This window comes from Arthrobacter sp. BC5, from assembly GCF_056680255.1.
On the sequence record NZ_CM155273.1, the window covers coordinates 1,410,995 to 1,433,510 of the forward strand.

At 69.1% G+C, this 22,516-nt stretch carries 23 protein-coding genes and 1 tRNA gene; 12 read left to right on the top strand and 12 right to left on the bottom strand.

Features of this window, described 5'->3' with window-relative positions; all coding sequences use genetic code 11:
- Nucleotides 1–67: 67 nt before the first annotated feature.
- Nucleotides 68–874, top strand: coding sequence for a PAS domain-containing protein (locus AC1MFI_RS06415; RefSeq protein ID WP_479820283.1), 807 nt, complete (start codon nt 68–70; stop codon nt 872–874).
- A gap of 1 nt (nt 875) precedes the next feature.
- Here AC1MFI_RS06415 and AC1MFI_RS06420 read toward each other — a convergent pair whose 3' ends face one another.
- The gene (locus tag AC1MFI_RS06420; protein WP_479820284.1) at nt 876–2,558 is read right to left on the bottom strand and encodes a thiamine pyrophosphate-binding protein; all 1,683 of its coding nucleotides are present in this window, start codon (nt 2,556–2,558) and stop codon (nt 876–878) included.
- A gap of 228 nt (nt 2,559–2,786) precedes the next feature.
- On the bottom strand, nt 2,787–4,070 hold the full coding sequence (locus AC1MFI_RS06425; protein WP_479820808.1) for an MFS transporter: 1,284 nt from the start codon (nt 4,068–4,070) through the stop codon (nt 2,787–2,789).
- A 174-nt stretch (nt 4,071–4,244) separates the two neighbouring features.
- On the opposite strand from AC1MFI_RS06425, the gene AC1MFI_RS06430 reads away from it, so the two are divergent.
- The 5 genes from AC1MFI_RS06430 to AC1MFI_RS06450 all read left to right on the top strand — a co-directional run bounded on the left by AC1MFI_RS06430 (nt 4,245) and on the right by AC1MFI_RS06450 (nt 8,132).
- On the top strand, nt 4,245–5,093 hold the full coding sequence (locus tag AC1MFI_RS06430) for an HpcH/HpaI aldolase/citrate lyase family protein (RefSeq protein ID WP_400481946.1): 849 nt from the start codon (nt 4,245–4,247) through the stop codon (nt 5,091–5,093).
- Nucleotides 5,094–5,194: 101 nt separating this feature from the next.
- Entirely contained in the window at nt 5,195–6,019 is an 825-nt protein-coding gene (locus tag AC1MFI_RS06435) for a DUF4397 domain-containing protein (protein WP_479820285.1), read from the top strand.
- Nucleotides 6,020–6,095: 76 nt separating this feature from the next.
- Complete coding sequence (locus AC1MFI_RS06440) at nt 6,096–6,752, top strand: class F sortase (RefSeq protein WP_479820286.1); 657 nt, start codon at nt 6,096–6,098, stop codon at nt 6,750–6,752.
- Nucleotides 6,753–6,829: 77 nt separating this feature from the next.
- Nucleotides 6,830–7,393 (top strand): RNA polymerase sigma factor, encoded by a 564-nt coding sequence (locus AC1MFI_RS06445; RefSeq protein ID WP_479820287.1) that lies wholly within the window; start codon nt 6,830–6,832, stop codon nt 7,391–7,393.
- A complete protein-coding gene (locus tag AC1MFI_RS06450; protein WP_479820288.1) occupies nt 7,380–8,132 on the top strand; it encodes an anti-sigma factor domain-containing protein in 753 nt (250 codons plus the stop codon). The genes AC1MFI_RS06445 and AC1MFI_RS06450 overlap by 14 nt, the downstream gene beginning before the upstream one ends.
- Before the next feature lie 42 nt (nt 8,133–8,174).
- On the opposite strand, the gene AC1MFI_RS06455 is transcribed toward AC1MFI_RS06450, so the two are convergent.
- From AC1MFI_RS06455 to AC1MFI_RS06475, 5 genes are all read right to left on the bottom strand, one after another.
- Nucleotides 8,175–8,405 (bottom strand): zinc-ribbon domain-containing protein, encoded by a 231-nt coding sequence (locus AC1MFI_RS06455; RefSeq protein WP_479820289.1) that lies wholly within the window; start codon nt 8,403–8,405, stop codon nt 8,175–8,177.
- A 193-nt stretch (nt 8,406–8,598) separates the two neighbouring features.
- On the bottom strand, nt 8,599–8,766 hold the full coding sequence (locus AC1MFI_RS06460) for a hypothetical protein (protein ID WP_479820290.1): 168 nt from the start codon (nt 8,764–8,766) through the stop codon (nt 8,599–8,601).
- A gap of 172 nt (nt 8,767–8,938) precedes the next feature.
- Entirely contained in the window at nt 8,939–10,021 is a 1,083-nt protein-coding gene (locus AC1MFI_RS06465) for a fatty acid desaturase family protein (protein WP_479820291.1), read from the bottom strand.
- Between the two features lie 116 nt (nt 10,022–10,137).
- Nucleotides 10,138–10,773, bottom strand: coding sequence for a flavin reductase family protein (locus AC1MFI_RS06470; RefSeq protein WP_479820292.1), 636 nt, complete (start codon nt 10,771–10,773; stop codon nt 10,138–10,140).
- Nucleotides 10,770–11,609 carry an SDR family oxidoreductase gene (locus AC1MFI_RS06475; RefSeq protein WP_479820293.1) on the bottom strand — a complete coding sequence of 280 codons (840 nt, stop codon included), beginning with the start codon at nt 11,607–11,609 and terminating at the stop codon, nt 10,770–10,772. The genes AC1MFI_RS06470 and AC1MFI_RS06475 overlap by 4 nt, the downstream gene beginning before the upstream one ends.
- Nucleotides 11,610–11,737: 128 nt before the next feature.
- Between AC1MFI_RS06475 and AC1MFI_RS06480 the strand changes: the two genes are divergently transcribed.
- The 4 genes from AC1MFI_RS06480 to AC1MFI_RS06495 all read left to right on the top strand — a co-directional run bounded on the left by AC1MFI_RS06480 (nt 11,738) and on the right by AC1MFI_RS06495 (nt 15,381).
- A complete protein-coding gene (locus AC1MFI_RS06480; protein WP_479820294.1) occupies nt 11,738–12,541 on the top strand; it encodes an SGNH/GDSL hydrolase family protein in 804 nt (267 codons plus the stop codon).
- Between the two features lie 94 nt (nt 12,542–12,635).
- The gene (locus AC1MFI_RS06485) at nt 12,636–13,829 is read left to right on the top strand and encodes an MFS transporter (protein ID WP_479820295.1); all 1,194 of its coding nucleotides are present in this window, start codon (nt 12,636–12,638) and stop codon (nt 13,827–13,829) included.
- Nucleotides 13,830–14,092: 263 nt separating this feature from the next.
- Nucleotides 14,093–14,368: a hypothetical protein gene (locus tag AC1MFI_RS06490; protein WP_479820296.1), complete on the top strand. Its 276-nt coding sequence runs from the start codon at nt 14,093–14,095 to the stop codon at nt 14,366–14,368.
- Nucleotides 14,369–14,463: 95 nt separating this feature from the next.
- Nucleotides 14,464–15,381: an SDR family oxidoreductase gene (locus tag AC1MFI_RS06495; protein ID WP_479820297.1), complete on the top strand. Its 918-nt coding sequence runs from the start codon at nt 14,464–14,466 to the stop codon at nt 15,379–15,381.
- A gap of 81 nt (nt 15,382–15,462) precedes the next feature.
- Here AC1MFI_RS06495 and AC1MFI_RS06500 read toward each other — a convergent pair whose 3' ends face one another.
- Nucleotides 15,463–16,548 (bottom strand): YrzE family protein, encoded by a 1,086-nt coding sequence (locus AC1MFI_RS06500; protein WP_479820298.1) that lies wholly within the window; start codon nt 16,546–16,548, stop codon nt 15,463–15,465.
- Between the two features lie 127 nt (nt 16,549–16,675).
- Between AC1MFI_RS06500 and AC1MFI_RS06505 the strand changes: the two genes are divergently transcribed.
- The gene (locus AC1MFI_RS06505) at nt 16,676–17,176 is read left to right on the top strand and encodes a DUF456 domain-containing protein (protein ID WP_479820299.1); all 501 of its coding nucleotides are present in this window, start codon (nt 16,676–16,678) and stop codon (nt 17,174–17,176) included.
- Nucleotides 17,177–17,179: 3 nt separating this feature from the next.
- On the opposite strand, the gene AC1MFI_RS06510 is transcribed toward AC1MFI_RS06505, so the two are convergent.
- From AC1MFI_RS06510 to AC1MFI_RS06525, 4 genes are all read right to left on the bottom strand, one after another.
- Nucleotides 17,180–18,949: a glycoside hydrolase family 15 protein gene (locus AC1MFI_RS06510; RefSeq protein WP_479820809.1), complete on the bottom strand. Its 1,770-nt coding sequence runs from the start codon at nt 18,947–18,949 to the stop codon at nt 17,180–17,182.
- Between the two features lie 35 nt (nt 18,950–18,984).
- Complete coding sequence (locus tag AC1MFI_RS06515) at nt 18,985–19,107, bottom strand: hypothetical protein (protein ID WP_479820300.1); 123 nt, start codon at nt 19,105–19,107, stop codon at nt 18,985–18,987.
- Between the two features lie 65 nt (nt 19,108–19,172).
- On the bottom strand, nt 19,173–20,657 hold the full coding sequence (locus AC1MFI_RS06520; RefSeq protein WP_479820301.1) for a S10 family peptidase: 1,485 nt from the start codon (nt 20,655–20,657) through the stop codon (nt 19,173–19,175).
- A 36-nt stretch (nt 20,658–20,693) separates the two neighbouring features.
- Complete coding sequence (locus tag AC1MFI_RS06525) at nt 20,694–22,271, bottom strand: DHA2 family efflux MFS transporter permease subunit (RefSeq protein WP_479820302.1); 1,578 nt, start codon at nt 22,269–22,271, stop codon at nt 20,694–20,696.
- Nucleotides 22,272–22,384: 113 nt separating this feature from the next.
- Here AC1MFI_RS06525 and AC1MFI_RS06530 point away from each other — a divergent pair.
- Nucleotides 22,385–22,457 (top strand) — tRNA-Ala (locus tag AC1MFI_RS06530).
- Nucleotides 22,458–22,516 lie beyond the last annotated feature (59 nt).

Consider the following 22,516-nt stretch of genomic DNA (forward strand, 5'->3'; position numbering starts at 1 on the left):
GAAACATGCCCGCAACTGTTCAGCGCGAAGACGGCGCATACCGTGAATCATCAGATCGGAGGTGGACATGGCATTGCTCACGGCAATCGACGCGGCACCACAGATGACCAGCCGGCACCTCGATGCATCCCTGCTCGCCGAAGTCATCAACAGCGCTCCGACACCGTTGTGGGTCATTGAATCCACGGGCACCGTCATGATCGCCAATCGTGCTGCGGTTACGTTCCTCGGCTACCGCACGGCTTCAGACGTCGTGGGAGGGGTTAGCCATGACCTGCTGCACCGCAGCAAGCTCGACGGATCCGACTACTCACCTGATGAATGCCCGATCGTTCGTTCGAAAGGATCAGGAAGCGCAAGCACTGAATGGTTCCTGACCCGCGACGGTGACGCACGCCCGGTGTTATGGTCCACCCGAGCCATCGGTCGCGGGGAGATGACGCTCCTGAGCTTCGCCGCCACTGACGCCGACACTGCCCGATCCACAGCAGAGCTACGTCTACATCGAAACGTACATCCACCAGCACCAACCCCCTCCCGCGAAGCGGTCCGCACAAGACTCTGGGCCATCATGCGAGATCACTTCGCAGATCCAGCGTTCTCGCCATCAGAGCTTGCGGCAGCGGCACACCTCTCAACCCGCTCAGTGCAAGCTCTCTTCCAGGAAGTCGGTCGGTCACCGGCCTCGGAGATCCGCCGCATACGCCTGGAGCACGCCCGCACCATCCTCGAGCGCGGGCACAGCGTGCATGCCGCATGGATCAACAGTGGCTACTCGGACCCGAACTCGTTCGCCCGCGCGTTTCGCCAGCGGTACGGACACACCCCGAGCCAGACGAACAGGGAGCGACGCACCATAAAGCCCAGTCCCTGACCTATACGGGCCCAGCACTCAAGCTGCAGTTCGACCCCCGCCCGCCGGTGGCGACGGCCACGATCTCCTGCATGTACGGCGCCACGACCTGCCGGGAGATCCTGCAGTCGAGCAGGAGTGCGCCGTCGTCGTCGGAGGCCAGCCAGCCCGCGACGGAGGCGAGATCATCGAGGGAGGCGATCGTGGCGGATCGTGCGCCGAAGGCGGCCGCGACGGCGGCGAAGTCGACCTCGTCGATCATCATGGGCCCGGCGGCGATCCCGCGAACGGCGTACTGGTGGATCTCAGCCCCGTAGGCTGCGTCGTTGAAGACCACGATGACCGCGCGCCGCGCGGTCCGGAGGAACGACTCCAGGTCCGCGAGCGCCATGAGGGCTCCGCCGTCCCCCGTGCACAGGACGATCGTGGAGTCCGGCAGTGCGCGGGCGGCCCCGACGGCGCTGGGGAAACCGAGGCCGATGGTCTGGTAGGCCGTGCCCACCATGATGAGGCGGTTCGGCGCGGGAACCCGGAGGTAGCCCGGCGCCCAGCCGATGAAGTGGCCGCCGTCCTGCACGACCGTGCGGTCCGCGGGCAGCATCCGGTCCAGCGTGCGGCACAGGCTCCGCGGGTCGAGGCGGCCGTCGGGCGCCACCGGCTCGCCGTCGTCGCGGTCGTCGTGGGCGCGCAGGGCGGCGTCCGCGGCGGTCGTGCTCCACCGTGCCTCACCGGCGCGTGGTTCGACGGCGGCCAGGAGCGCTTCGGCAGCGAGCCGCGCGTCGGCACGGACGAAGTCGGTGACGGCGGGAGACGTGGGACCGGCCGCCACGTCCACCTGGACGACCCGGGCCCCGGCCCCGAACGAGTGCCCGAAGCGCAGGGTGAACTGGTTCAGCCGCGCGCCGAGCACCAGCACGACGTCGGCCTGCCCGATCAGGTGCGCCGTGCGTACGGAGGCCCAGCCGCCGGCGATACCGAGAGCCGCGGCGTCGTCGCCGAAGAGCCCGGCGCCCAGCCCGGTCGTCGCGGTGAGGGCTCCGAGCCGTGCGGCCAGGTCCGCCGCAGCCCGGCCCGCTCCGCTCACCCATGCCCCGCGCCCGGCCAGGACGAGGGGGCGGCGGGCGGCCGAGAGCAGCGCGGCCGCACGGGCGACGTCCTCCGCGCCCGGCACCCGCAGGGGCAGGGGAGGAATCGGCGGACCGGCGTCCTCGTCCGCGGCCTCGACGCCCGCGAGGTCGTAGGGGATCGCGAGGACCACGGCTTCCCGGTACCGCAGGGCGTGGTCGATCGCCGCGGCGGTGACGGCCCGGGGCCGGGACGCGGACGCCGTGAACGTCGTCGCGCCCAGCCCCTTGGCCACCAGCGGCTGGTCCACGTCCCAGGGCCGGGTGCCCGTGGTGGGAGCATCGCCGACGACGAGCACGAGTGGGATACCGGCCTGCACCGCCTCCACGAGCGGGGTGAGGGCATTCGTGAAGCCCGCTCCGTAGGTGGTGGTCGCGACGGCGAGGCGGCCACTGGCACGGTAATAGGCGTCCGCGGCTGCGACGGCGCCTGCCTCGTGGCGCACCGCGGTGTAGTGCAGGGAGCCGGGGGACGACATCACGGCGTCGAGGAAATGGGCGTTGCCGTTCCCCATGACGCCGAAGACCTCGGTGGCTGCGGAATGGAGGGCGGACACCACGCGGGCGGAGACTGAGGCCATCAGGAATCTTTTCGGGACGAACGTCCTCCGGCGGCAGCAGGTGATGCACACGGTCACCCGGACGACGTTGGTGGGCGATTTCCGTATGTGCCTCGGGCTGCAGCGCCCTTATTGCCTCTTTTTCAGGCACGGCGCTCCACGGCGCCCGACGATCGCCACTATAGCCGACGCGCCGGCGGCAGGCAGGCGACGGCGCGGACGTGCCTCTCGGTCACCTGCCGCGGTGTCCTAGTGCCGGCCTGCGGGCGCTGCGTCCAGCGGCTCCTCGTCCGCTTCCAGGGGTGCGCCGCTGGTCTCCTTCACCAGACTCACCCCGATGAGGGAGATGACGCACAGGCCCATGATGTAGAGCCCGATGGACCCGGACCAGCCCGTGCTGCCGAGCAGTGCCTGGGCGATGAGCGGAGCGAAGGCTCCACCCAGGATCGCTCCGAGGGCGTAGCCGATGCCGATGCCGGAGTAGCGCACGTTGGCGGGGAACATCTCCGCATACATCGCAGACATGGGCCCGTAGGACAAGCCGAGGCCGATGGTCAGGATGAAGACGGCGATGCCGTAGGCCCAGATGCTCCGGGTATCGATCATCATGAACATCGGGATCATCCAGACGAAGATCAGTGCGTAGCCGAGCTGGAACGTCCGCACCCGCCCGATCCTGTCGGAGAGGATGCCGCCGTACAGCGTGAAGATGAGCCAGCCGAAGGAGGCCAGCAGGGTGGCCAGGAGCACGGGGGCAGCAGGCATGCCGAGGCTCTTCTGCGCGTAGGAGGACAGGAAGGCGATCACGAGGTAGCCCGCGGCGTTGTTGCCGATGAAGATGACGGCGGCGAGGATCACTTCGCGTTTGTTGGTCCGCAGCAGGCTCCGCAGGGGAGTGGCGGTGTCCCGCTTGCGTTCGATCATGCGCCTGAAGACGGGGCTTTCGGCGACTGCCGACCGGATGACGTACCCCACGACGATCAGGACGACCGACAGCAGGAACGGGATGCGCCACCCCCACGCCAGGAAGGCCTCTGGGGGCATCGAGCTGCGGAGCAGGAAGAGCACGAGGGTCGCGAGGATCATGCCGACCGGGACGCCGATCTGGGGGTAGGCGCCCCACAAGCCGCGCCTGCCCACGGGCGCGTGCTCCACGGCCATGAGCGCTGCGCCGCCCCATTCACCCCCGGCGGAGAAGCCCTGCAGGATGCGCAGCAGCATGAGCAGGATAGGAGCCCACACGCCGATCTGCGCGTAGGTGGGCAGCAGGCCGATCAGTGCGGTGGCCGAACCCATCATCACGAGGGTGAAGACCAACATCGCCTTGCGCCCGATCCTGTCACCGAGGCGACCGGCGATCACCGCGCCGAGGGGGCGGAAGAAGAAGCTGATGCCGATCGTGGCCCAGGCGACGAGTTGGGCGAGGCCCGGGCTCTCTCCCTCGAGCGGCCCGAAATAGAGACCGGCGAAGACGAGGCCGGCGGCCTGGGCGAAGATGAAGAAGTCGTACCACTCGATGGTGGTGCCGACCATCGTCCCCGCCAGGACCTCCGCGCCAAGGACGGCCACCCGCCTGACGGCCGAGGCCCCGCCTCCGGTGCTCGGAGGCCTGGAGCGGCGGGCACGGCCCCTTTTGGTCGTAGTGTTCACGGGGCGCCGCGCGTCCGGCGGTGGATAATGCGCAGCAGTCCTCAGTACTGTTTGAGCATGGCCACCTCCCTCAGAAACAGCCGCGCCGCTGCGCTCCCCGCCAAGCTCTCCCGATCCTGGCTGCTGGCTTCCGCTGCTTCCGAGGACACCTTCATCCCCGCCCTCACCTCCGAGGCCGATTCCGTGGTGTTCGACATGGAGGACGCCGTCCCTGCGGCGGGCAAGGCGGAAGCACGGGAGCGCGTGGTCGAAGCGCTGTCGACGGGCATGACGGCCTGGGTGCGCGTCAACGGCATCGAGACGGAGTACTGGGCGGATGACCTCGCCGCGCTGTCCAAGGCGCCCGGATTGCGCGGCGTCATGCTCGCCATGACGGAGAAGCCCGAGCAGGTCACGCACACGGCGATGCGACTGCAGGCCGGCACGCCTGTGCTCGCGCTGATCGAGTCCGCCCTCGGCATCGAGAACGCGACGGCGATCGCCAGTGCGCCGGGCACCTTCCGCCTCGCCTTCGGGGTCGGTGACTTCCGGCGCGACACCGGTGCGTCGGATGATCCGATGGCGCTCGCCTACGCGCGTTCCAAGCTCGTGGTCGCCTCGCGCGTCGGTCAGCTTCCCGGTCCGATCGACGGTCCCACCGTCGGCGCCCTGGGTGACGAACTGCTCGAAGCATGCAAGGTGACGGCGTCCATGGGCATGACCGGCAAGCTGTGCCTGCTGACCGACGCCACCGACACCATCAACCGCGGTCTGTCGCCGAGCGAGTCCGAGATCAACTGGGCTGCGGAACTGCTGCGCGAACACGCCGCGGGTGCGGTGGTGGGGGACGGCTCGTACCTGCCACGCCTGGCCCGTGCGCAGAAGATCTCCTCGCTCGCCGACTCCTACGGCCTCTGGAACGCCTGACTCGAAAAATCCTCGACTCCTTGCATCCAAATCGTGTGGCCCGCGGGTAATACCGGGTGTCAGCGAAAATGCCCCCGCAGGGGCCAGATCAAGGAGTTGTCATGCAAAGACGCTTGTACGCCGTAGGAGCCGTCGCGGTTCTGGGAGCAGTATCCATCGCCGCGCCGGCAACGGCCGCGGAAACGCCCTCCGCCGCATCACTGTCGGTACTTCACGGAGTTCCCGATCTCACCGTCGACGTGTACGTCAACGGTGCTCTCACCCTGGACGACTTCGCTCCGGGTGAACTGGCGGGTCCCCTCGAATTGCCCGCTGGGGACTACCAGCTGGCCGTGACGGCGGCGGATGCCGCGGATGCGAGCGCACCGCTCATCGGACCTGTCGACGTGACGCTGGCTGCCGGCGGGAACTACACCGCGACGGCCAACCTCGATGCCGGAGGAACCCCCACGGCGAACTTCTACACGAACGATGTCTCGACCGTCGAGGCCGGTAAGTCGCGGCTCACCGTGCGGCATATCGCGGCTGCCCCGGCAGTCGACGTCCTGGCCGGGGGCGCTGTGCTCGTACCGAACCTCAGCAACCCCGGTGAGGCCTCGCTGACCACCGACGCCGGCACGGTATCGGCTGCGGTTGCAGCCGCAGGAACCACCGATCCCGTCATCGGCCCTGCGGATGTGGCCCTCGCCGAAGGGACCTCGACGATCGTGTACGCGTGGGGAAGCCTCGAAGCCGGCAACCTCGCGCTGGCCACCCAGGTGATCGAGGGACTCCACTCCTCCCCGGGTGCAGTCCCGGGAGGCCAGTCCGGCCTCGCAGCACAGGACGACAACGGAGCAGCCATCGGGATCGGCGCCTTCCTGCTGGTTCTCCTCGGTGGCGCGGTAGCGGCCTCGCGCCGGCGAGCCGCCGGGATCTCCAGCTGAACGTGCAGGGTGGGGAGGCGCCGCCACGCCTCCCCACCCGGCACCACCGTCATCATCACAGGAAGGATCCGGGACCGTGCAGCCCAGACGACCCGCGATAGCCGGCGCCGTGCTCGCCGCCGTCCTCCTCTCGGGGTGCGCGCAGGACGACGCCCAGTCTCCTGCGGAGCCACGGCCCATCACGGAACCGAAGGCCGTTGCTCCCCTGCCGGCGGAGGGCGGCGCACCTTTGCCGACGACCTTCGGCCCTGTTCCCGTCCAGCAGGCAGATGCGGCACTCAGGGCCCGGGGCCCAGCGCCTGTCGGCCTCGATATCGCAGGCACCGACATCTCGGTCGAGGTCGTCGACGTCGGTATCGATGAGAACGACGCCATGGAGATACCCGACAGTTTCTGGGAGGCGGGTTGGTACCGGTACGGGCCTGCCCCCGGTGCCCCGGCCGGTAACGCGGTTCTGGCAGCCCACGTCGACAGCCTGACGGAGGTCATGCCCTTCGCCCAGCTGAAGGACGTACCCGTTGGAACCATCGTCACCGTCGCCCTCGAAGACGGCCGGTCGTTGAGCTACCGGGTCTCGGACGTGCGGAACGTCCCGAAGGCGACGCTGGATGGATCGTCGATCTTCGCCCGCGACGGCGACCACCAGCTGAAGGTCATCACGTGCGGGGGTGAGTGGCTTCCGGACGAGGGTGACTATGAGGACAACGTCGTCCTCACGGCCTTACCCCTCTGATGCGGTCGGGCAGGAGCGTAGGATCACAGGACGCTGCGCTTGCGGGGCGCCCGTACCCCGCGCTTGAGGAGTGGACCTTGGCATCTCCGGGCCCTGAATGGACGAGGCAGTCCGACCTGGAGTTCTCCGCAGGAGACGAGAACGCCATGGCGGCTGCCTACCGGACCTTCTCGCCGATCGTCTATACGGTCGCACTCAGGGCCCTGGGGGATCACGCGGCAGCCGCGGACGTGACCCAGGACGTGTTCGTGCGGGCGTGGCGCTTCCGAAGCAGCTTCGATCCGGAGGCGGGGGCGGTGCCGGCGTGGATCCTGGGAATCTGCAGGAACGTCGTCCTCGATTCCTTGTCGGCGAGGAGCCGGCAGCAGCACGTGGTCGTGCGATCCGGGATAGCACCCGGGTCCGGTGCGGCACAGGAGCGCGGCGTTGATACGATCACCGATCGGGTGGTCCTCGGTTCCGAGCTCGATCTGCTGGGGGAGCCGCAGAGCTCGATCCTCAAGCTCGCGTTCTACGAGGACCTCACGCACCAGCAGATCTCGGCGCGCCTGGATCTCCCGCTGGGAACCGTGAAGAGCCACATCCGGAGGAGTCTTGTGCACCTGCGTCACCGATTGGGGGAATGGAATGCAGCATCTTGATCCGGATGCCGTTGGTCTCGCCGCCTTGAACGAATCCCTTGACCGATGGTCCCGGGAACATCTGGGACAGTGCCGCGACTGCTCCGCCGAGGTGGGCGAGCTGCGGAGTGTCGTCGCGATGGCGAAGGCCGATGGCTCGGCACCCGTGCTGGAGCGACCAGGGCCGGAGGTATGGACGGCCATCAAGGCCGAGCTCGGTCTACCCGCAGGGCTGGGCGATGACGCATCGGCGCCGGGCACCCGCCAGGACGCGAGCGTGTCACTGCTCGTGCCGCGCGAAGGTGGACGCGGACGCACACGGCGGCTCGTCGCGGTGCGGTGGCTGGCCGTCGCCGCCGGGATCGGCGTCGTGGTGGGCGGAGGTGCCCTGTGGGGGTTCCAGTCCCTGGGCGGGAGAGGAGAAGGAGCTGTGCTGGCGCGGGCCGAGCTGGAGCCGCTACCGGGCCGGTCGGGGTCCGGAGAGGTGATCATCTCCCGGACCGGGGACGGCATGCGGAGCCTGGACATCGATCTGGCCGGCGCGGTGCCGGAGGGATACCGGCAGGTGTGGCTGATCGCTCCCGACCTCGAGCAGATGTATGGCATCGGCCTCATGGACGGGGATCACGGACGGTTCACGGTACCCGCCGCCATCGACCTGGCGCAGTTCCCCATCGTGGACGTCTCCGACGAACCCTTCGACGGCGACCCCTCCCATTCGAGCGTCAGCATGGTCAGGGGAACCCTCCAGGGCTCGTAGCGGCTCGCATCGGGTTTGGTGCGCGGGGAAGGAACGGGACGGCTAGTAGGCCAGGGCGCGCTGCTCCGAGCCGCTGATCCGCGAGGTGCCGCCGCAGTTGGTGCAGACCTGCAGCCGGGCCTTCTTGAGCGTCAGCAGCGGGATGAAGAACACCGACAGCTTCGTCCTGCGCTGGATCACCTGTTGCGGGGCGTGCTGATGGCAGTAGCGGCAGGTGGCGGAACGGGTGAACTGCAGGTGCTCACGCGTGGTGAGGCCGAAGAGGAAGAACATACTCCACCGTAACCAGCCTCCGGGGAGAAGGCGTCCGGTCCCCTCCCGTCGCGCCGCAGCCTTGCTTTCCCGGACGGCGTATGCGGAGGCCGCGCCGACCGGCAGATCCCGACCGGCAGGGGCCCCTGCCGGCGCAGCATCCGGATCAGGCGTCGATACCTGCCGACGCCTGAGCCGTCCACGCTCCCCGCAGTCAGGGGCGGCCAGGGCCGCGATGAGCACCGGGGCCCCGACGCCCGCGGAGGCCCAGAAGCCGAGGGGTGAAGGCGTCGTCCGACGGGGCACCCTGAGCTGTGGTGTTCGACGTGATGAGCGCCGTGATGAGCGCCGCGATGACCGCCGTGCCGATGCTGCTGCCCATGGTCCTCAGGACCGTGTTGGCGCTGACCGCCTCGCCACACTGGTGGAGACTCCCAGGTCCTGGCCGATGGCCCCAGGGCCGGTGCGACGAGGGACTGCAGGACGGCGGAGGACAACCCCGCCCAGGGAGAGGTAGGTGCGGCGGACGCTGTGGTGCCGGGGTGGGATGTCTCCTAGGGCCTGCGGAAGCGGTTGACCATGGGGCAGTCGAAGGGATCCCGGGCGGCGAGTCCCACGCGGTTCAGGTAGGAGACCACCGCACCGTAGGAGGCGGCGACGCCCACCTCGGTGTAGGGCACGCGCAGGCGCTCGCAGTGTTCCCTGACGATGACGGCGGCGCGGCGCAGGTGCGGGCGCGGCATGTCGGGGAAGAGGTGGTGCTCGATCTGGAAGTTCAGTCCGCCGAAGGCGTTGTTGACGAAGGACCCGCCGCGGATGTTGCGCGAGGTGAGCACCTGCTTCTGGAAGAAGTCGAGTTTGCTGTCCTCCGGTACCACGGGCATGCCCTTGTGGTTCGGTGCGAAGCTCGCGCCCATGTAGATGCCGAAGACGGCGAGCTGGACGCCCAGGAAGGCGAAGGCCATGCCGACGGGGAGGAACCAGAAGAGGACGCCGAGGTAGGCGCCGAACCGGGCGCCGAGGAGCGCGAGCTCGACCCAGCGGCCCTTGATGGCGCGGCGGGCGAAGAGGGTGCTGATGGAGCGGGCGTGCAGGTTGATGCCCTCCATGGTCAGCAGCGGGAAGAAGAGGTAGCCCTGGCGGCGGGTGATCCAGGCCTGGATGCCCCTGGCCTTCGCGGCGTCCTCCTCGAGGAAGGAGATGGTGTCCACCTCGATGTCCGGGTCCTTGCCGCGCGTGTTGGGGTCGTTGTGGTGGCGCGTGTGCTTGTCCATCCACCAGGCGTAGCTGATACCGACCACGCCGGCGGCGAGGATGCGCCCGGACCAGTCGTTGGCGCCGCGGGTCCTGAAGATCTGGCGGTGCGAGGCCTCATGGGCCAGGAACGCGACCTGCGTCAGGACGACGCCGAGGACGGCGGCGATGAGGAGCTGGAACCAGGTGTCGCCCAGGAGCGCGAAGCCTGTCCAGGCCGCGCCCATGGCCAGGGCCAGGAGTGCGAACACCGAGACGTAGAAGCGCCGACGGCGGTTCAGGAGGCCTTCCTTGCGAACCTGCTTGAGCAGGACCGAGTAGGAGGCGACGACGTCGTTCGGCCTGGAGATGCGGACGGTACGCGGGGCGGCGGTAACGCTCATGGGGGTCCCTGGGGGTAGCCGGTGGCTTCCCAGCCCGGGGTGGGGTGCTAAACCCGCAGATGCTCCTACTCTATGTCAGCACCCTGAGCAGTGGCTGAGCGGGAGTAACAGGAGGGTCACGGGGCCGGAGCGGTGCCGCCGAAGTGGCCTGGCCATGATGCCACCGGGATGCGCGTGATGGAACGGATGGTCCCCGCCGTACCCCACTCGTTCTTCCCCAGCCGCGAGAGCGGTCGGAGTGCGTCGATCGATGGAAGGGCGCCGTCGAGCACTTCCTCGGAGACCACCGCATGCAGCACCTCGCCGAAGACGAGGGTGCAGTCGCCCATGTCCTGGATCAGGTGCAGCCTGCATTCGAGGGCCACGGGCGATTCCAGGACGCGGGGCGGGGTCACGGTCGCACTGGGCTCGCGGGTGATCCCGACGGCGTCGAACTCGCTGACGTCGGGCGGGAAGTCGGTGCCGGTGGCGTTGACGGCTTCGAAGAGGTCCTCCGGGGTGAAGCTGACCACGAATTCACCCGTGGCCTCGATGTTGCGTACGGAATCCTTGCGGCCCACCGAGGTGAACTGGACGATGGGCGGATCGACGGAGGCGATCGTGAAGAACGAGTGCGGAGCGAGGTTGTCCACGCCCTCGGCTGATGTGGAGGAGATCCACGCGATGGGGCGCGGCACGACGACGGAGGTCAGGAACTTGTAGAACGAGCGGCTGTTCGAGGGGTCCGGGACCACGTTCCGGCGCGGGTTCACGCTTGCCCCGCCAGGAGGTCGCGAAGGCTCAGCGGACGGCGCCCGGTGAGCCGCTCGACGTCGGGCGACACCTCGGCCATCTCTCCCCGGGCGATGGCCGTATAGGTACTCACCCACGCCTCGACCTGCCAGTGCGGTGCCCCGTGGTGGGCGCGGGACGCCATCGCCTCCTCGTGTGTCTGGTCCTCGAACCTCACGGTCGCCGGGGTCAGCCCGGAGATGGTCGCTGCTGCGTCGGCCAGGGTGAAGGCCTCCGGTCCGGTCAGGTGGTAGGACTCGCCGGTGTGGGCCTCGGGGTCCCGGAGCACCGCCGCGGCCGAACGCGCGACATCAGCCTGCGCGACGGCGGACAGGAGCCCGTCCCCGGCGGGCCCGCGGATCACGCCGTCCTCGGCGAGGGACGGCACGAAGTCGAGGTAGAGATTGTCCCGGAGGAACGTCCACGACAGTCCCGAGCGGCGGATGTGCTCCTCCGTGTGCCAGTGGTCCCGACCGAGCAGGAAGGCGGCGTCGGGGGCGGCGCCGAGGAACGAGGTGTAGACGACGTGCCGGACCCCGGCCTCCTTCGCCGCGTCGATGAAGGTGCGGTGGGTCGCGACACGGTCGGGTTCCTCTGCGGCGGACACCATGAACAGGACGTCGACGCCGGCAAGCGCCTCGACGGACGCCTCGAAGTCCGCATAGGTGGTGCGGCGCACGACCGACTCGGGCAGATGCTGCGCCCGGTCCGGGGACCTGACCGGCAGGACGAGCGGCGTCCCCTCGCCGGCGAGGATCCGGGCGACGCCGCCGCCGACCGTCCCGGTTGAACCTGTGACTGCGATGCGTTGCTCCATACTCCCCTCAGCCGCTGCAGCGCACGGAATATTTCCGGACCCCGGCTCCGGGCCCGTCCGTCCGGTGTTCACCGCCCGTTCGTCCCGCCGTCGCCCCCGGGTTGCCCGGCGCCGTTAGGCTCGCTCGAATGGCTGGACGGTTCGTGGCGATCGGCGATTCCTTCACCGAGGGGGTGGGTGACTGGAACCCGCGCTTCCCGAACGGCGTGCGCGGCTGGGCGGATCGCGTGGCCAAGCAGCTCGGGCGGCAGGACCCGGGGTGGGAGTACGCGAACCTGGCCATCCGCAGCAAGCGCCTGCACCACGTGCGCGACGAGCAGGTGGACCGGGCCTTGGCGCTCGAACCCACGCTCGTCAGTCTCTACGCAGGCGGCAACGACATCCTCGAGCTACGAACCGACATGGCTGCCCTGATGCGCGAGTACGAGGCCATGGTGGAGCGGATCGCCCGGTCAGGCGCCCGGCCGCTCCTGTTCACGGGATTCGACATCCCGCTGAGTCCCGTCTTCGAGCCGATGAAGCGCCGCAACTGGCTGTACAACGAGCACGTGCGGCGCATATCGCGGACGTACGACGCCGTCCTGGTCGACTACTGGTGCTTCGAGGAGTACTCGGATCCGGGGCTGTGGGACGCGGACCGGATCCACATGTCGCCCGCCGGGCACCGCAACCTCGCCGCCCACGTGCTGCGGATCCTCGGCGTCGACCACTCGCTCACACCCGGGCTGCCGGAGCGGGAGGGGTACGCGGGGCTGGTGGCGGGACTGCGCCGCGAGACAGCCTGGCTGGGCGAATGGGTGGTGCCGATGTTCGGGAGGCGACTGCGGAGGGTGACGCTCGGGGACGACCTGCAGCCGCGGTGGCCCGAGCCCGTCCGGCCGGCGGACGGGCTGAAGCGCCTGGCGCGCGCCCGGCTGGTGGCCCCGGCCTGAGGCGGGCGGGCAGGCCCGACGGCGTCGGTGCGCCCATAACGGGCGTGATAGCAATGGGAGTGATGAAACACCAACCTCTCCCGTCCGCCGTCCCGTGAGCGGCCGGCTCCTCGCCGGGGTGCCGAAGAGTTACGTCCTGCTCGCCTGCATCGGGTTGGTGGCGCTCAACCTGCGGGGCCCGATCGTTGCCATCGCCCCGGTGGTGGACCAGATGCAGGCGGACCTGGGTTTCCCGCCCGCCCTGCTGGGGCTGCTCACGAGCATCCCGGTCCTGTGCTTCTCCCTTGCCGCGCCGCTGGCGTCCCTCGCGACACGGAGGCTGGGTGCCGAATTCGCGGTGACGCTGACCATCCTCGGCGTGCTGGCGGGGGTGGTCGTGCGCTCCTCGGGCGGCCCGCTGCTGGTGGTGGCAGGGACGGTGCTGATCGGGCTCGCGATCACGGTGGGCAACATCGCCGTGCCGCTCATCATCCGGCGCGACTTCACGCCGGCGCGGCAGGGTACGGCCATGGGTATCTACACCGCGGCGCTGAACATCGGGTCCTTCCTCACCTCGGTGGTGACCGCGCCGCTCGCCGGGCTGGTGGGGTGGAGGGCCGCGCTCGCGGCGATCGCCGTCGTCGCGGTGGCCGCGGTCGCCTTCTGGACCCTGGCCGTGGGCCCGAGGGATGCGTTCCGGGTGTCCGCCGAGGATCGCGGTGGCACCGCGCTGCCACCGGTGCGGGGCTCCGGATGGATCACGGCGGGCCTGACGGCGGGCTTCGCCATGCAGGCGTTCTCCTATTACGGGGTGACCGCGTGGCTGCCCAGCTACCTGCATGATCAGCTCGGCATGACCGTCGCCGCGGCCGGCGCCGGATCCTCCATCTTCCAGGTCCTCGCCATCGTGGGCGGACTCGGGGTGCCGTTCGTCGCCAGGTTCATGAGTACGACGGCGGTGGCCGTCACGCTGGGTATCCTGTGGACCGCCGTCCCCGCCGGGTTGCTCCTGGCCCCCGAGTTCTGGTGGCTCTGGTCCATCAGTGGCGGCATCGCCCAGGGCGGAGGCATCACGGTGATCTTCATCGCGATCATCCGGCTGGCCCGCGACCAGGCGTCTGCCGGACGCATGTCGGCCATCGTCCAGGGGGTGGGCTATTGCTTCGCCGCCGTGGCACCGCCCCTGCTGGGCCACATCCACGACGTCTCCGGGTCCTGGACCCCGGCCCTGCTGGTCCTCCTGGCCTCCGTGCTGATCTTCTTCGCCAGCACCGCCGGCTCGGTGCGGCGGGTGCCGAAGAACCGCTGAGGGCGGGTACGGGGCGAGCGTGCAGGTCCTCCTCCCGACCCGGCGGCTAGACTGGACCAACTATGGACCATATGCGCAAGCTCCGAACCCCGATCGTCTGGCTCCTGGTGGCAGCTCTGGTCCTCAGCATCGGCGCAGGTTTCTTCTCCGTCGTCTTCTGACGCCCCCGGAGCAACGCGAACCGTCGTCGGTTCCGGCGAGCCGGGTAGGAACAGGTCGAACGCCCCTGTCCGGACCATCGTGACCGGACGACCGTGGAGGGTATGAGCACACCAACCCACCGCAGTAGGCGTGACCGGGTGGCAGCAGGCCGCAGGGAGTCGTGGGGCTCCCTCTACCTGATCGCCGGAGTGGGGTCGGTTCTTTTCGTTCCGCTGCTGGTCACTGCGCTCGTCCTCGATGTCATGGCTCCGCCGCCGATCCATGGGAGCAGGGCCACGCTCGATCTCATCCCGGTACCGGCATACCCGGCGGCAGCGCATCGCGCCACCGGCCTGCAGCGCACGGGCGAACTTGTCTGGGCTACCCCTCGCCCCTAGGGTAATAAGTAGGCTTAGCTTCATCGGCTCAGTCGACATTCCAGCCGGGCGACCGTCGAGGCGCCGGATACGCACTCTGCACAGGGAGAACACTTATGACCTCCGAGAGCACAGCAGGATCGACCGACCAGTACACCTTCCAGAACCCGGTGACCAGGTTCGAGAGCATCACGCCGCCGGCCGAGCAGCAACCAGAGCCCGGGCTCGAAGCCGACCTGGCGATCAAGGCGGACCGGGGAGAGACCTCCTACCGCGGGACGGGCCGGCTGCAGGGCCGGAAGGCCCTCATCACCGGATCCGACTCCGGGATCGGTGCGGCGGTCGCCATCGCGTACGCGCGTGAAGGCGCCGACGTCGCCCTGTCCTATCTCCCCGAGGAGGAAGAGGACGCGCAGGTCGTGAAGGGCATCATCGAGGCGGAAGGCCGTACGGCCGTCTGTATCCCGGGTGACCTGAAGGACCCCGAGTACTGCACCGCCCTCGTGCAGCAGGCGGTGGACGGGCTCGGCGGGCTCGACATCCTCGTCAACAATGCAGGCAAGCAGGTGGCCGTGGAATCGCTCGAGGAGCTGAGCGACGAGCAGCTGGACCACACGTACAAGACGAACATCTATTCGTTCTTCCGCGTGACCAAGGAAGCGCTCAAGCACCTCCAGCCCGGCTCGGCGATCATCAACTCCACGTCCATCCAGGCGTACGAGCCGTCGCCGACGCTCGTCGACTATGCGAGCACCAAGGCGGCCATCAACAACTTCACAAAGGGCCTGGCCCAGCAGCTCGCGCCCAAGGGCATCCGCGTCAATGCCGTGGCGCCGGGTCCCATCTGGACGCCGCTGCAGCCTTCGGGGGGCCAGCCCGCCGAGGCATTGCCCGAGTTCGGCAAGGACACCCCGTTGGGTCGTGCCGGTCAGCCGACCGAGCTCGCCCCGGCGTACGTCTTCCTCGCATCCTCCGAGGCGAGCTACGTCCTCGGCGAGACCCTCAACGTCAACGGCGGGATGCCCACGCCGTAGGGCCCGTGCCGGCAGGCGAGCCGACGACAGCCCCGGACTCATGGAGCCCGGGGCTGTCGCGTGCGTACCGCCTGCCGGGTGCTACTCCGCGTCCTCGAGGGCGTCGAAGTCGGTGCGGTCGATCTTCCGGTGGTAGCGCATCCCGGCGAGGCCGCCCAGGATCGCCCCGATGAGTGCAACGGCGGCCACGACGAGCAGGCCGATCAGCCCGGGGCCCGTGAGGTCCTGCGAGGAGGGGACGCCGAGGCCCTGGAACCGCTCCGAGACGTTCGCCTGGTTGCCGACGATGAAACCGATGATCGCGAGGACCACGGCGACGATGACGGCCCAGAGCCAGACCGCGACGCCCTGCTTGATGCCGCTGAAGCGCGCCATGCGCCCGGCGACGTAGCCGCCGGCGAAGTAGGAGAGCAGCAGGATGACGCCGAGGATCACGGCGGCCGTGATGCCCGTGGTCTGCGCCTCGCCGGAGCCACTCGTCAGGTCCGACGTGGACAGGTTCGCGCCGGCACCGAAGAGAGCGGCCACGGCTCCTGCGAGTGCCGAGAGCAGGACGAACATACCGGTCGCGGTCAGCCAGCCGAAGAAGGCGGAGCCGAACTTCATGCCGCCGAAGTGCTCCTTCTCGCGCTGGTGGAGCAGCTTGCGGTCCTCGAGGCTCGGAAGCCCCGACCCGGCGGCTGCCCCGCGGGGCGGTCGCCGCCGGTCCCGGTCCTCGCTGCGGGGCTCCGCATCGGACCTCGACGCCGTCACGGGCACCACCTGCGTGTGGGCCTGCGTTCTCGGCTCCCTCTCGCGGTAGTCCGACGATTCACGTGATGCGGAGATCGGTGCCTGGGTGTGCTCGCGCGTCGGTGCCGTGTCCGCGGAGTGGGAGCCGTCGGAGTACATGCCGGGCACGTACTCGCCGCTCGTGTCGTCGTCGGACGAGTAGGCGCCGGGCACGTAGTCGCCGGCGGCGTCGTCGGCGGTACTGCCCTGGCCGAACCGGTTCGAACCCGCTGTGCTGCTCCCGGCCGCGCCGTCACCGGTGCGGCCCGCACTGGTTGCGCCGGCTCCTCCCGTGTCCATCAGTTCGGTGGGAGTGTCGGGGTTGTCGGTGTTCCGGCCGTGACCGGCAGCATCCCGGCGGCCGTCGTCCGTGTTCCCTGTTCCTGGTGTACTCATCGGTCCTCCTGATCTCAGGGCCCGCAGGCTCGCTAAGGCGGCTTAGTATTTTCACCAGTATTCCACGCGGACGGCACCTGGTCCTGTTCCGGCGCGGCAGCGTTCGGTGGGGTGCAAGACTGGGCTCATGGATCTACAGGTCTTCATGACGGTCGTGTGCGGTGCGCTCATCGCGGTAGGAATCGCGGGAGTGGTGGTTCCGGTGCTGCCGGGGAGCATCCTCATCATCGTCTCGCTGCTCGCGTGGGCGCTGACCGTGGGCGCTACCGAGGGATGGGTGGTCTTCGCGATCGGCACCGTGCTGGCCGGTGCCGGCCTCGCCGCGGGCGTGGTGCTCACGGGCCGCACGCTCAGGCAGCGCCGGATCCCGGGCAGGTCGGTGACGATCGGCGTCCTCGCCGGGATCGTCGGCATGTTCGTCATTCCCGTCGTCGGACTGTTCGTCGGGTTCGCGCTCGGACTGTTCGCGAGCGAATTCGCCCGGCAGCGCACCGCCCGAGCCGCCCTCACCTCGAGCCTGCACGCACTGAAGGCGACGGGCCTCGGCATCCTCGCCGAGCTGGCCCTGGCCTGCCTCGCGGGAACCACCTGGGTGATCGGCGTGTGGGTCTACTTCGCGACGGGCTGAGCCTCAGGCCTTGCCCGAGATGGACAGGGCCGCGACGATCAGCGCCAGGTGGCTCAGGCCCTGCGGGATGTTGCCCATGAAGGATCCGTCCGACGGGTCGATCATCTCCGACATGATGCCGACGTCGTTGGCGAGCGGCAGGAGCGCCTCCATGAGGTCCACCGCCTCGTCGCGCCGGCCGACGGCGACGAGCGCGGATACCATCCAGTAGGCGCAGGCCACGAAGGTTGCCTCCTCCTGCTGCATGCCGCTGTAGCGGTAGAGGAGGGGGCCCGCGCCGAGCTCCTCGCGCAGGGCATCGATGGTCGAGGACATCCGCGGTCCGGTGTCGAATCCGCTCATCGCATGCAGCAGGATCGAGGCGTCCAGCTCCGTGGAGCCCGGGTACCAGATATAGCTCTGGCGCTCCTCGGACCAGCCGTGCTCGTGCACCCAGTCGCGGATGCGGTCGCGCTCGGCGGCCCATCGCTCCACAGGACCCTGCAGCTGCCCTCGTTCGGCGAGCAGGACGGCGCAGCGGAGTGCGTTCCAGCATCCGAGCTTCGAGGTGACGTAGTGGCGTTCCTCGGGCAGTTCCCACATGCCGGCGTCGCGCCGCCGCCAGATGTCGCACGTGAGGTCGGCCAGGTCCGCGAGCTGCCGCATGGTCGCCGGGTCGAGTACGTGCCCGGCCTGGACGTACTGCCAGACGATGTCGAACACGTCGCCGAAGACACCCAGCTGGAGCTGGCCCGCCGCGGGGTTCCCGTCCACCACTGGCCCGTTGTTCCGCCAGCCCGTGAGGTCGGGGCGGGACGTGCCCTCGGGGATCTCGCCGTTCAAGCGGGTGAACACCTCGAGGTCCGCCCCCTGGGTCCGCATGTTCTTGAGCATCCACGACACCGCGGCGTGGACCTCCTCGCGGAGCCCTGCCCGCGTGAGGGAGTGCAGCGTGTACGCGGTGTCCCGCACCCATGCGTAGCGGTAGTCCCAGTTCTTGCCGCCTGCGGCGCTCTCGGGAAGGGATGTCGTGGCGGCCGCGGCGATCGCTCCGGACGGGCTGTGCAGCAGCAGCTTCAGCGTCAGCGCGCTGCGGAGGACGGCGTGCCGGTAGTCGCCGTCGTAGGCGAAGTTGTCGGACCACGACTGCCAGTTGCGGATGGTGCGGTCCACGCCGTCGTCGATGGTCTGCGGGTCCTGCAGGGGGAGAGGCTCGCCGTGCGTGGAGATGACGGCGACGAGGTGGCGGGACCCGGCCGACGTCGTGAACGCGCCGTTGACGGATTGTCCCTCCGGCGGCCTCAGCCCGTGGTCGAGACCGCGGACGGCGAGCCCGACGGCGTCGATGCGCAGGACCGGATCATCCGGCCCGTTGTCGAGCCAGGGCGATGCGGAGCCGAAGCAGGTACCGGGCACGACCGACCAGGCCATGTCCACGGATCCGGAGAGGCCGTCGATGCGACGGGCGAGTTCCCCCCACGGCAGCCTGCCGGCAACGCCTGTGTTGAGGGAGTCCGTGACGCGGACGGTGCCGGTGGCGGTCGTGTACGTCGTCTCGAGGACGTTGGTGCCGTCCGCGTAGCGCCGCTCCACCGAGAAGGCGTCGGTGGGCGCCAGGGCCAGGAAGCCTTCGTTCGTATCCAGCAGGCGCGCGAAGGCCGGCGTCGAGTCGAGGTCCGGCGTCGGGTACCAGTCGATGGACCCGTCCATCGACACCAGCGCCACCGTCCGCCCATCGCCGATCGCCGCGTAGGAGCGGATATCGGCGAAGCCGTCTCCGTCACGAAGTGGAATGGCCGATCCCTTCCCGTTCCCGGCGCCGCGGGCTGCTACCTGCCGTACTTGTTGTTGTAGCGCGTCTTGTCCGCCCGCGGCTGCTGCCCTGACCGGCGCTTGCTGAGCACGCGGGAGGCGATGACGGGCACGAGCGCCCAGAGGATCCTTTTCAGCATGATGACATCCTTACGGTCGGGTGTCCGGCGACGGCCGCCGCCGGAGATCATGATCATCCTACTTACTATTCCTGGCCGTCCTGCGCCTCGGTGACGAATGCGCGCAGCGCGCGGAGCTGGGCTTCCCGTGCTATCGGGTTGAGGTACATCATGTGACCGGCCTCGTGGTAGTGGTGCGTGAAGCGGGCACGGGCGGCATCATCGAGGTTCATGTGCGCCCAGACGTACTCGGCGGCGAAGTGGGGTGTGGCGCCGTCGTGGTACCCGTAGTCCACGTGGACGCGGAGGGTGGGATTGTGGACGAGGAGCCGTTCCAGGACCCCCGAGACGTCCACGGGTGCACCTTCGAAGGTCCGGTAGCTCCAGGGCTGCACGCGGGCGGTGAGGATCTCGTAGGGGAGGTCGTTCTCGTAGCCGAGTTCGGCGCGCACGTAGTGGTTCATGGCCGCGGAGTACGGCCCGGTGATGGCGCGGATGCTCGGGTCGTCGAAGGAATCCGAGGCCTGCAGGTGGTCCGGCCTCGCGGTGAAGCGGCCGTCGATGCGGCCGACGGCGAGCCCTTCGGAGCGGAGGATCTCCGCGGCGAACTCGTGGTACGCCCAGCGGAAGTCCGTGCGGCGGATGAAGCCCTCGTCGAGCGTGGTGATGGCGTGCAGCCTCGCCACGACCTCCTCGTACTCCTCGGCGGTCAGCCGGCTGCCCTGCGTGAGGGCATAGCCGAAGTCCCGCGCCGCGTACTCCTCGGCCTCGCGGACCACATCGGAGAGCTCGCGCTCGCCGTGGCGGCCGTGGTAGTGCGCGATGGCGGCATAGGTGGGCAGGTGGAGCGCGTAGGGGAGGTCGCTGCCGGGGAAGAAGCGCAGCGTGGACATGTTGAGCACCGTGGAGATGAGTCCGAGCCCGTTGACCGCCATCCCGTAGGCATCGAAGAGGCGGCCGGCGACGGCGACCGCACGCAGCGTGCCGTAGGACTCCCCGACGAGGTACTTGGGGGAGAGCCAGCGGTTGTTGCGGGTTGTCCAGAGGCGGATCACCTCCGCCACGAGGTCCCTGTCCTGTACGAACGCGTGGAACTCGTCGGACTTCTCTCCCTCGACGACCCGGGAGTAACCGGTGTTGACCGGATCGATCAGCACGAGGTCGCTCGACTCGAGGAGGCTGTCGGGGTTGTCGACGAGGCCGAAGGGGGCAGGCGTCATGGCACCGACATCACCGGAATCGACGAGGCGGGGGCCGAGCAGACCCAGGTGGAGCCAGACCGAGGCGGAGCCGGGACCGCCATTGAAGGCGAACGTGACCGGGCGGCCCGGCTCGGCGTCCTGCTTGGTGTAGGCGACGATGAAGATCTCGGCCTTGGCCTTGAACCCGTCCGCCTTGCCGTCCTTGGTCTCCTCGCGGCGGAGCACGAGGCGCCCGGCGGTCGTGGTGTACTTCAGGCCCGACGGCGAGGTGTGCTCCCGGACCGCGAAGTCGTCCGAGACCTCCTTCGCCTCCGAGTTGCCTGCGGCCTTCGCAGCGTCGTCCGGTGTGTCCTTGATCTCATCAGCCATGGTAGAAGACTACCGGTAGTTCCCCGAGGCAACGGCTCACGTGTCGGCGCGTGCCGCAGTCCGCTGCCGGTCCTCGCGCCCTTGGCGGGGAGCACCCGCAGCGGGTGCGCCGGCCGCGCCGGCGTCGCGCTCCCAGGCGCGGTTCTGCTGGGGCTTCGCGAAGAACAGGGCCGCTGCGAAACCGAGAAGGATCACGGTCGCCGGCAGGTAGAGCGACTGGCCCATGGAGAGGGCGTAGCCGGCCTTCGCCTCGTCCGGGAGTGCGGCGCCGGGAGTGGCGCTCATCCCCCCGTCGCCGATGTTGTTCATGAGGCGTGACTGCATCACGGCGGCGACGGCCGCGCTGCCGAGGACGGCGCCCATCTGGCGCGTCGTGTTGTAGACGCCCGAGCCGGCCCCTGCGAGGGAGGGCGCGAGGTTGCGCGTGGCCGTCAGGGAGACGGGGGCCCAGATCCCGGCGCTGGACAGGCCGAGCAGGGAGATGGGAAGCAGGAGCTGCCAGATCGCCACCTCGGGAGTGAGGATGGATCCGAGCCAGAAGAGGGCCGCGGACATGCCGGCGAATCCCGCGATGGCCATGTACTTGGGATTGCTGCGCTGGACGTACTTGCCGACGAACGGGGCGAGGACGCCCGAGATGACGGCCATCGGCGTGAGGAGCAGGGCTGCCTGCGTCGGCGAGAGACCGCGGACCGTCTGTGCGTAGAGCATCAGCGGCAGCGCCATGGTGGTGATCGAGAAGCCCATGGCCGTGATGGAGGTATTGGCCAGGGAGAAGTTGCGGTCGCGGAAGAGCCTGAGCGGGACGAGCGGTTCCCCGCGATTGATGCGCTGCCAGGCGACGAAGGCCACGAGGAGCACGATGCCCGTGATGATGAGCGACCACACCGAGAGCGGGCCGGCGATGGTGCCCCACTCGTAGCTCTCGCCCTCCTGGATGCCGAAGACCAGGCAGAACAGGCCCACGGCGCTGAGGAAGACACCGAGCATGTCGAACCGGTGCGATGTCGTCGGGAGGGCGGGGACGAGCCGGGCGGCGAGGATGAACCCCACGACGCCGACGGGGACGTTGATGAAGAAGATCCACTCCCACCCGGCGGAATCGACCAGGACGCCGCCGAGCACGGGGCCGACGAGCGTCGCGATGCCGGCGACCGAACCCCACAGGCCCATGGCCGCCCCGCGGCGTTCGGGCGGGAAGATGCGGGTGATGACGGACATGGTCTGGGGTGTCATGAGGGCGGCGCCCAGGCCCTGCAGGACGCGCGCGATGATCAGTGCCTCCACCGTGCCCGAGAGTCCGCACCAGGCACTGGAGAGGGTGAAGACCACGAGCCCCACCAGGTAGATGCGCTTGGGTCCGAAACGGTCGCCGAGCCGGCCCGTCACGAGCAGCGGTACGGCGTAGGCCAGCAGGTAGGCGCTGGTCACCCAGATGACGCTGTCGATACCGGCGCCCAGCCCTTCCATGATGGCGGGGGTGGCGACGGAGACGATCGTCGAATCCACGAGGATCATGAAGAAGCCGATGACGAGCGACCACAGGGCGGGCCAGGGCCGTACGTCGTCGTCCTGGAGCGGGGCAGGGGCAGCCTGCGGGGCATTGCTGGACATGGGGAGAAGACTACGCCCGCATGCCGACACCCCGGTTCCGGTTCCTGCGGGAGGGCCACTTTGGGATCAGGCCGTCCTCTTGGGTACAGTGTTGGTGTTCGGATGTGGTGTCCGGGGCTTTAGCTCAGTTGGTAGAGCGTTTCGTTCGCAATGAAAAGGTCAGGGGTTCGATTCCCCTAAGCTCCACGGTTTCCGAAGAAGCGAGGCTCCTGTACGCAGGAGCCTCGCTTCTTTCATGGGATGGC

Coding starts and splice junctions, on each gene's coding strand:
- AC1MFI_RS06475 (WP_479820293.1), bottom strand. CDS start 11,609: ATGGAGCAACGCATCGCAGTCACAGGTTCAACCGGGACGGTCGGCGGC.
- AC1MFI_RS06455 (WP_479820289.1), bottom strand. CDS start 8,405: ATGTTCTTCCTCTTCGGCCTCACCACGCGTGAGCACCTGCAGTTCACC.
- AC1MFI_RS06520 (WP_479820301.1), bottom strand. CDS start 20,657: ATGGCTGATGAGATCAAGGACACACCGGACGACGCTGCGAAGGCCGCA.
- AC1MFI_RS06495 (WP_479820297.1), top strand. CDS start 14,464: ATGACCTCCGAGAGCACAGCAGGATCGACCGACCAGTACACCTTCCAG.
- AC1MFI_RS06425 (WP_479820808.1), bottom strand. CDS start 4,070: ATGGTCGGCACCACCATCGAGTGGTACGACTTCTTCATCTTCGCCCAG.
- AC1MFI_RS06465 (WP_479820291.1), bottom strand. CDS start 10,021: ATGAGCGTTACCGCCGCCCCGCGTACCGTCCGCATCTCCAGGCCGAAC.
- AC1MFI_RS06435 (WP_479820285.1), top strand. CDS start 5,195: ATGCAAAGACGCTTGTACGCCGTAGGAGCCGTCGCGGTTCTGGGAGCA.
- AC1MFI_RS06515 (WP_479820300.1), bottom strand. CDS start 19,107: ATGCTGAAAAGGATCCTCTGGGCGCTCGTGCCCGTCATCGCCTCCCGC.
- AC1MFI_RS06460 (WP_479820290.1), bottom strand. CDS start 8,766: ATGGGCAGCAGCATCGGCACGGCGGTCATCGCGGCGCTCATCACGGCG.
- AC1MFI_RS06505 (WP_479820299.1), top strand. CDS start 16,676: ATGGATCTACAGGTCTTCATGACGGTCGTGTGCGGTGCGCTCATCGCG.
- AC1MFI_RS06420 (WP_479820284.1), bottom strand. CDS start 2,558: ATGGCCTCAGTCTCCGCCCGCGTGGTGTCCGCCCTCCATTCCGCAGCC.
- AC1MFI_RS06415 (WP_479820283.1), top strand. CDS start 68: ATGGCATTGCTCACGGCAATCGACGCGGCACCACAGATGACCAGCCGG.
- AC1MFI_RS06480 (WP_479820294.1), top strand. CDS start 11,738: ATGGCTGGACGGTTCGTGGCGATCGGCGATTCCTTCACCGAGGGGGTG.
- AC1MFI_RS06525 (WP_479820302.1), bottom strand. CDS start 22,271: ATGTCCAGCAATGCCCCGCAGGCTGCCCCTGCCCCGCTCCAGGACGAC.
- AC1MFI_RS06430 (WP_400481946.1), top strand. CDS start 4,245: ATGGCCACCTCCCTCAGAAACAGCCGCGCCGCTGCGCTCCCCGCCAAG.
- AC1MFI_RS06490 (WP_479820296.1), top strand. CDS start 14,093: ATGAGCACACCAACCCACCGCAGTAGGCGTGACCGGGTGGCAGCAGGC.
- AC1MFI_RS06500 (WP_479820298.1), bottom strand. CDS start 16,548: ATGAGTACACCAGGAACAGGGAACACGGACGACGGCCGCCGGGATGCT.
- AC1MFI_RS06450 (WP_479820288.1), top strand. CDS start 7,380: ATGCAGCATCTTGATCCGGATGCCGTTGGTCTCGCCGCCTTGAACGAA.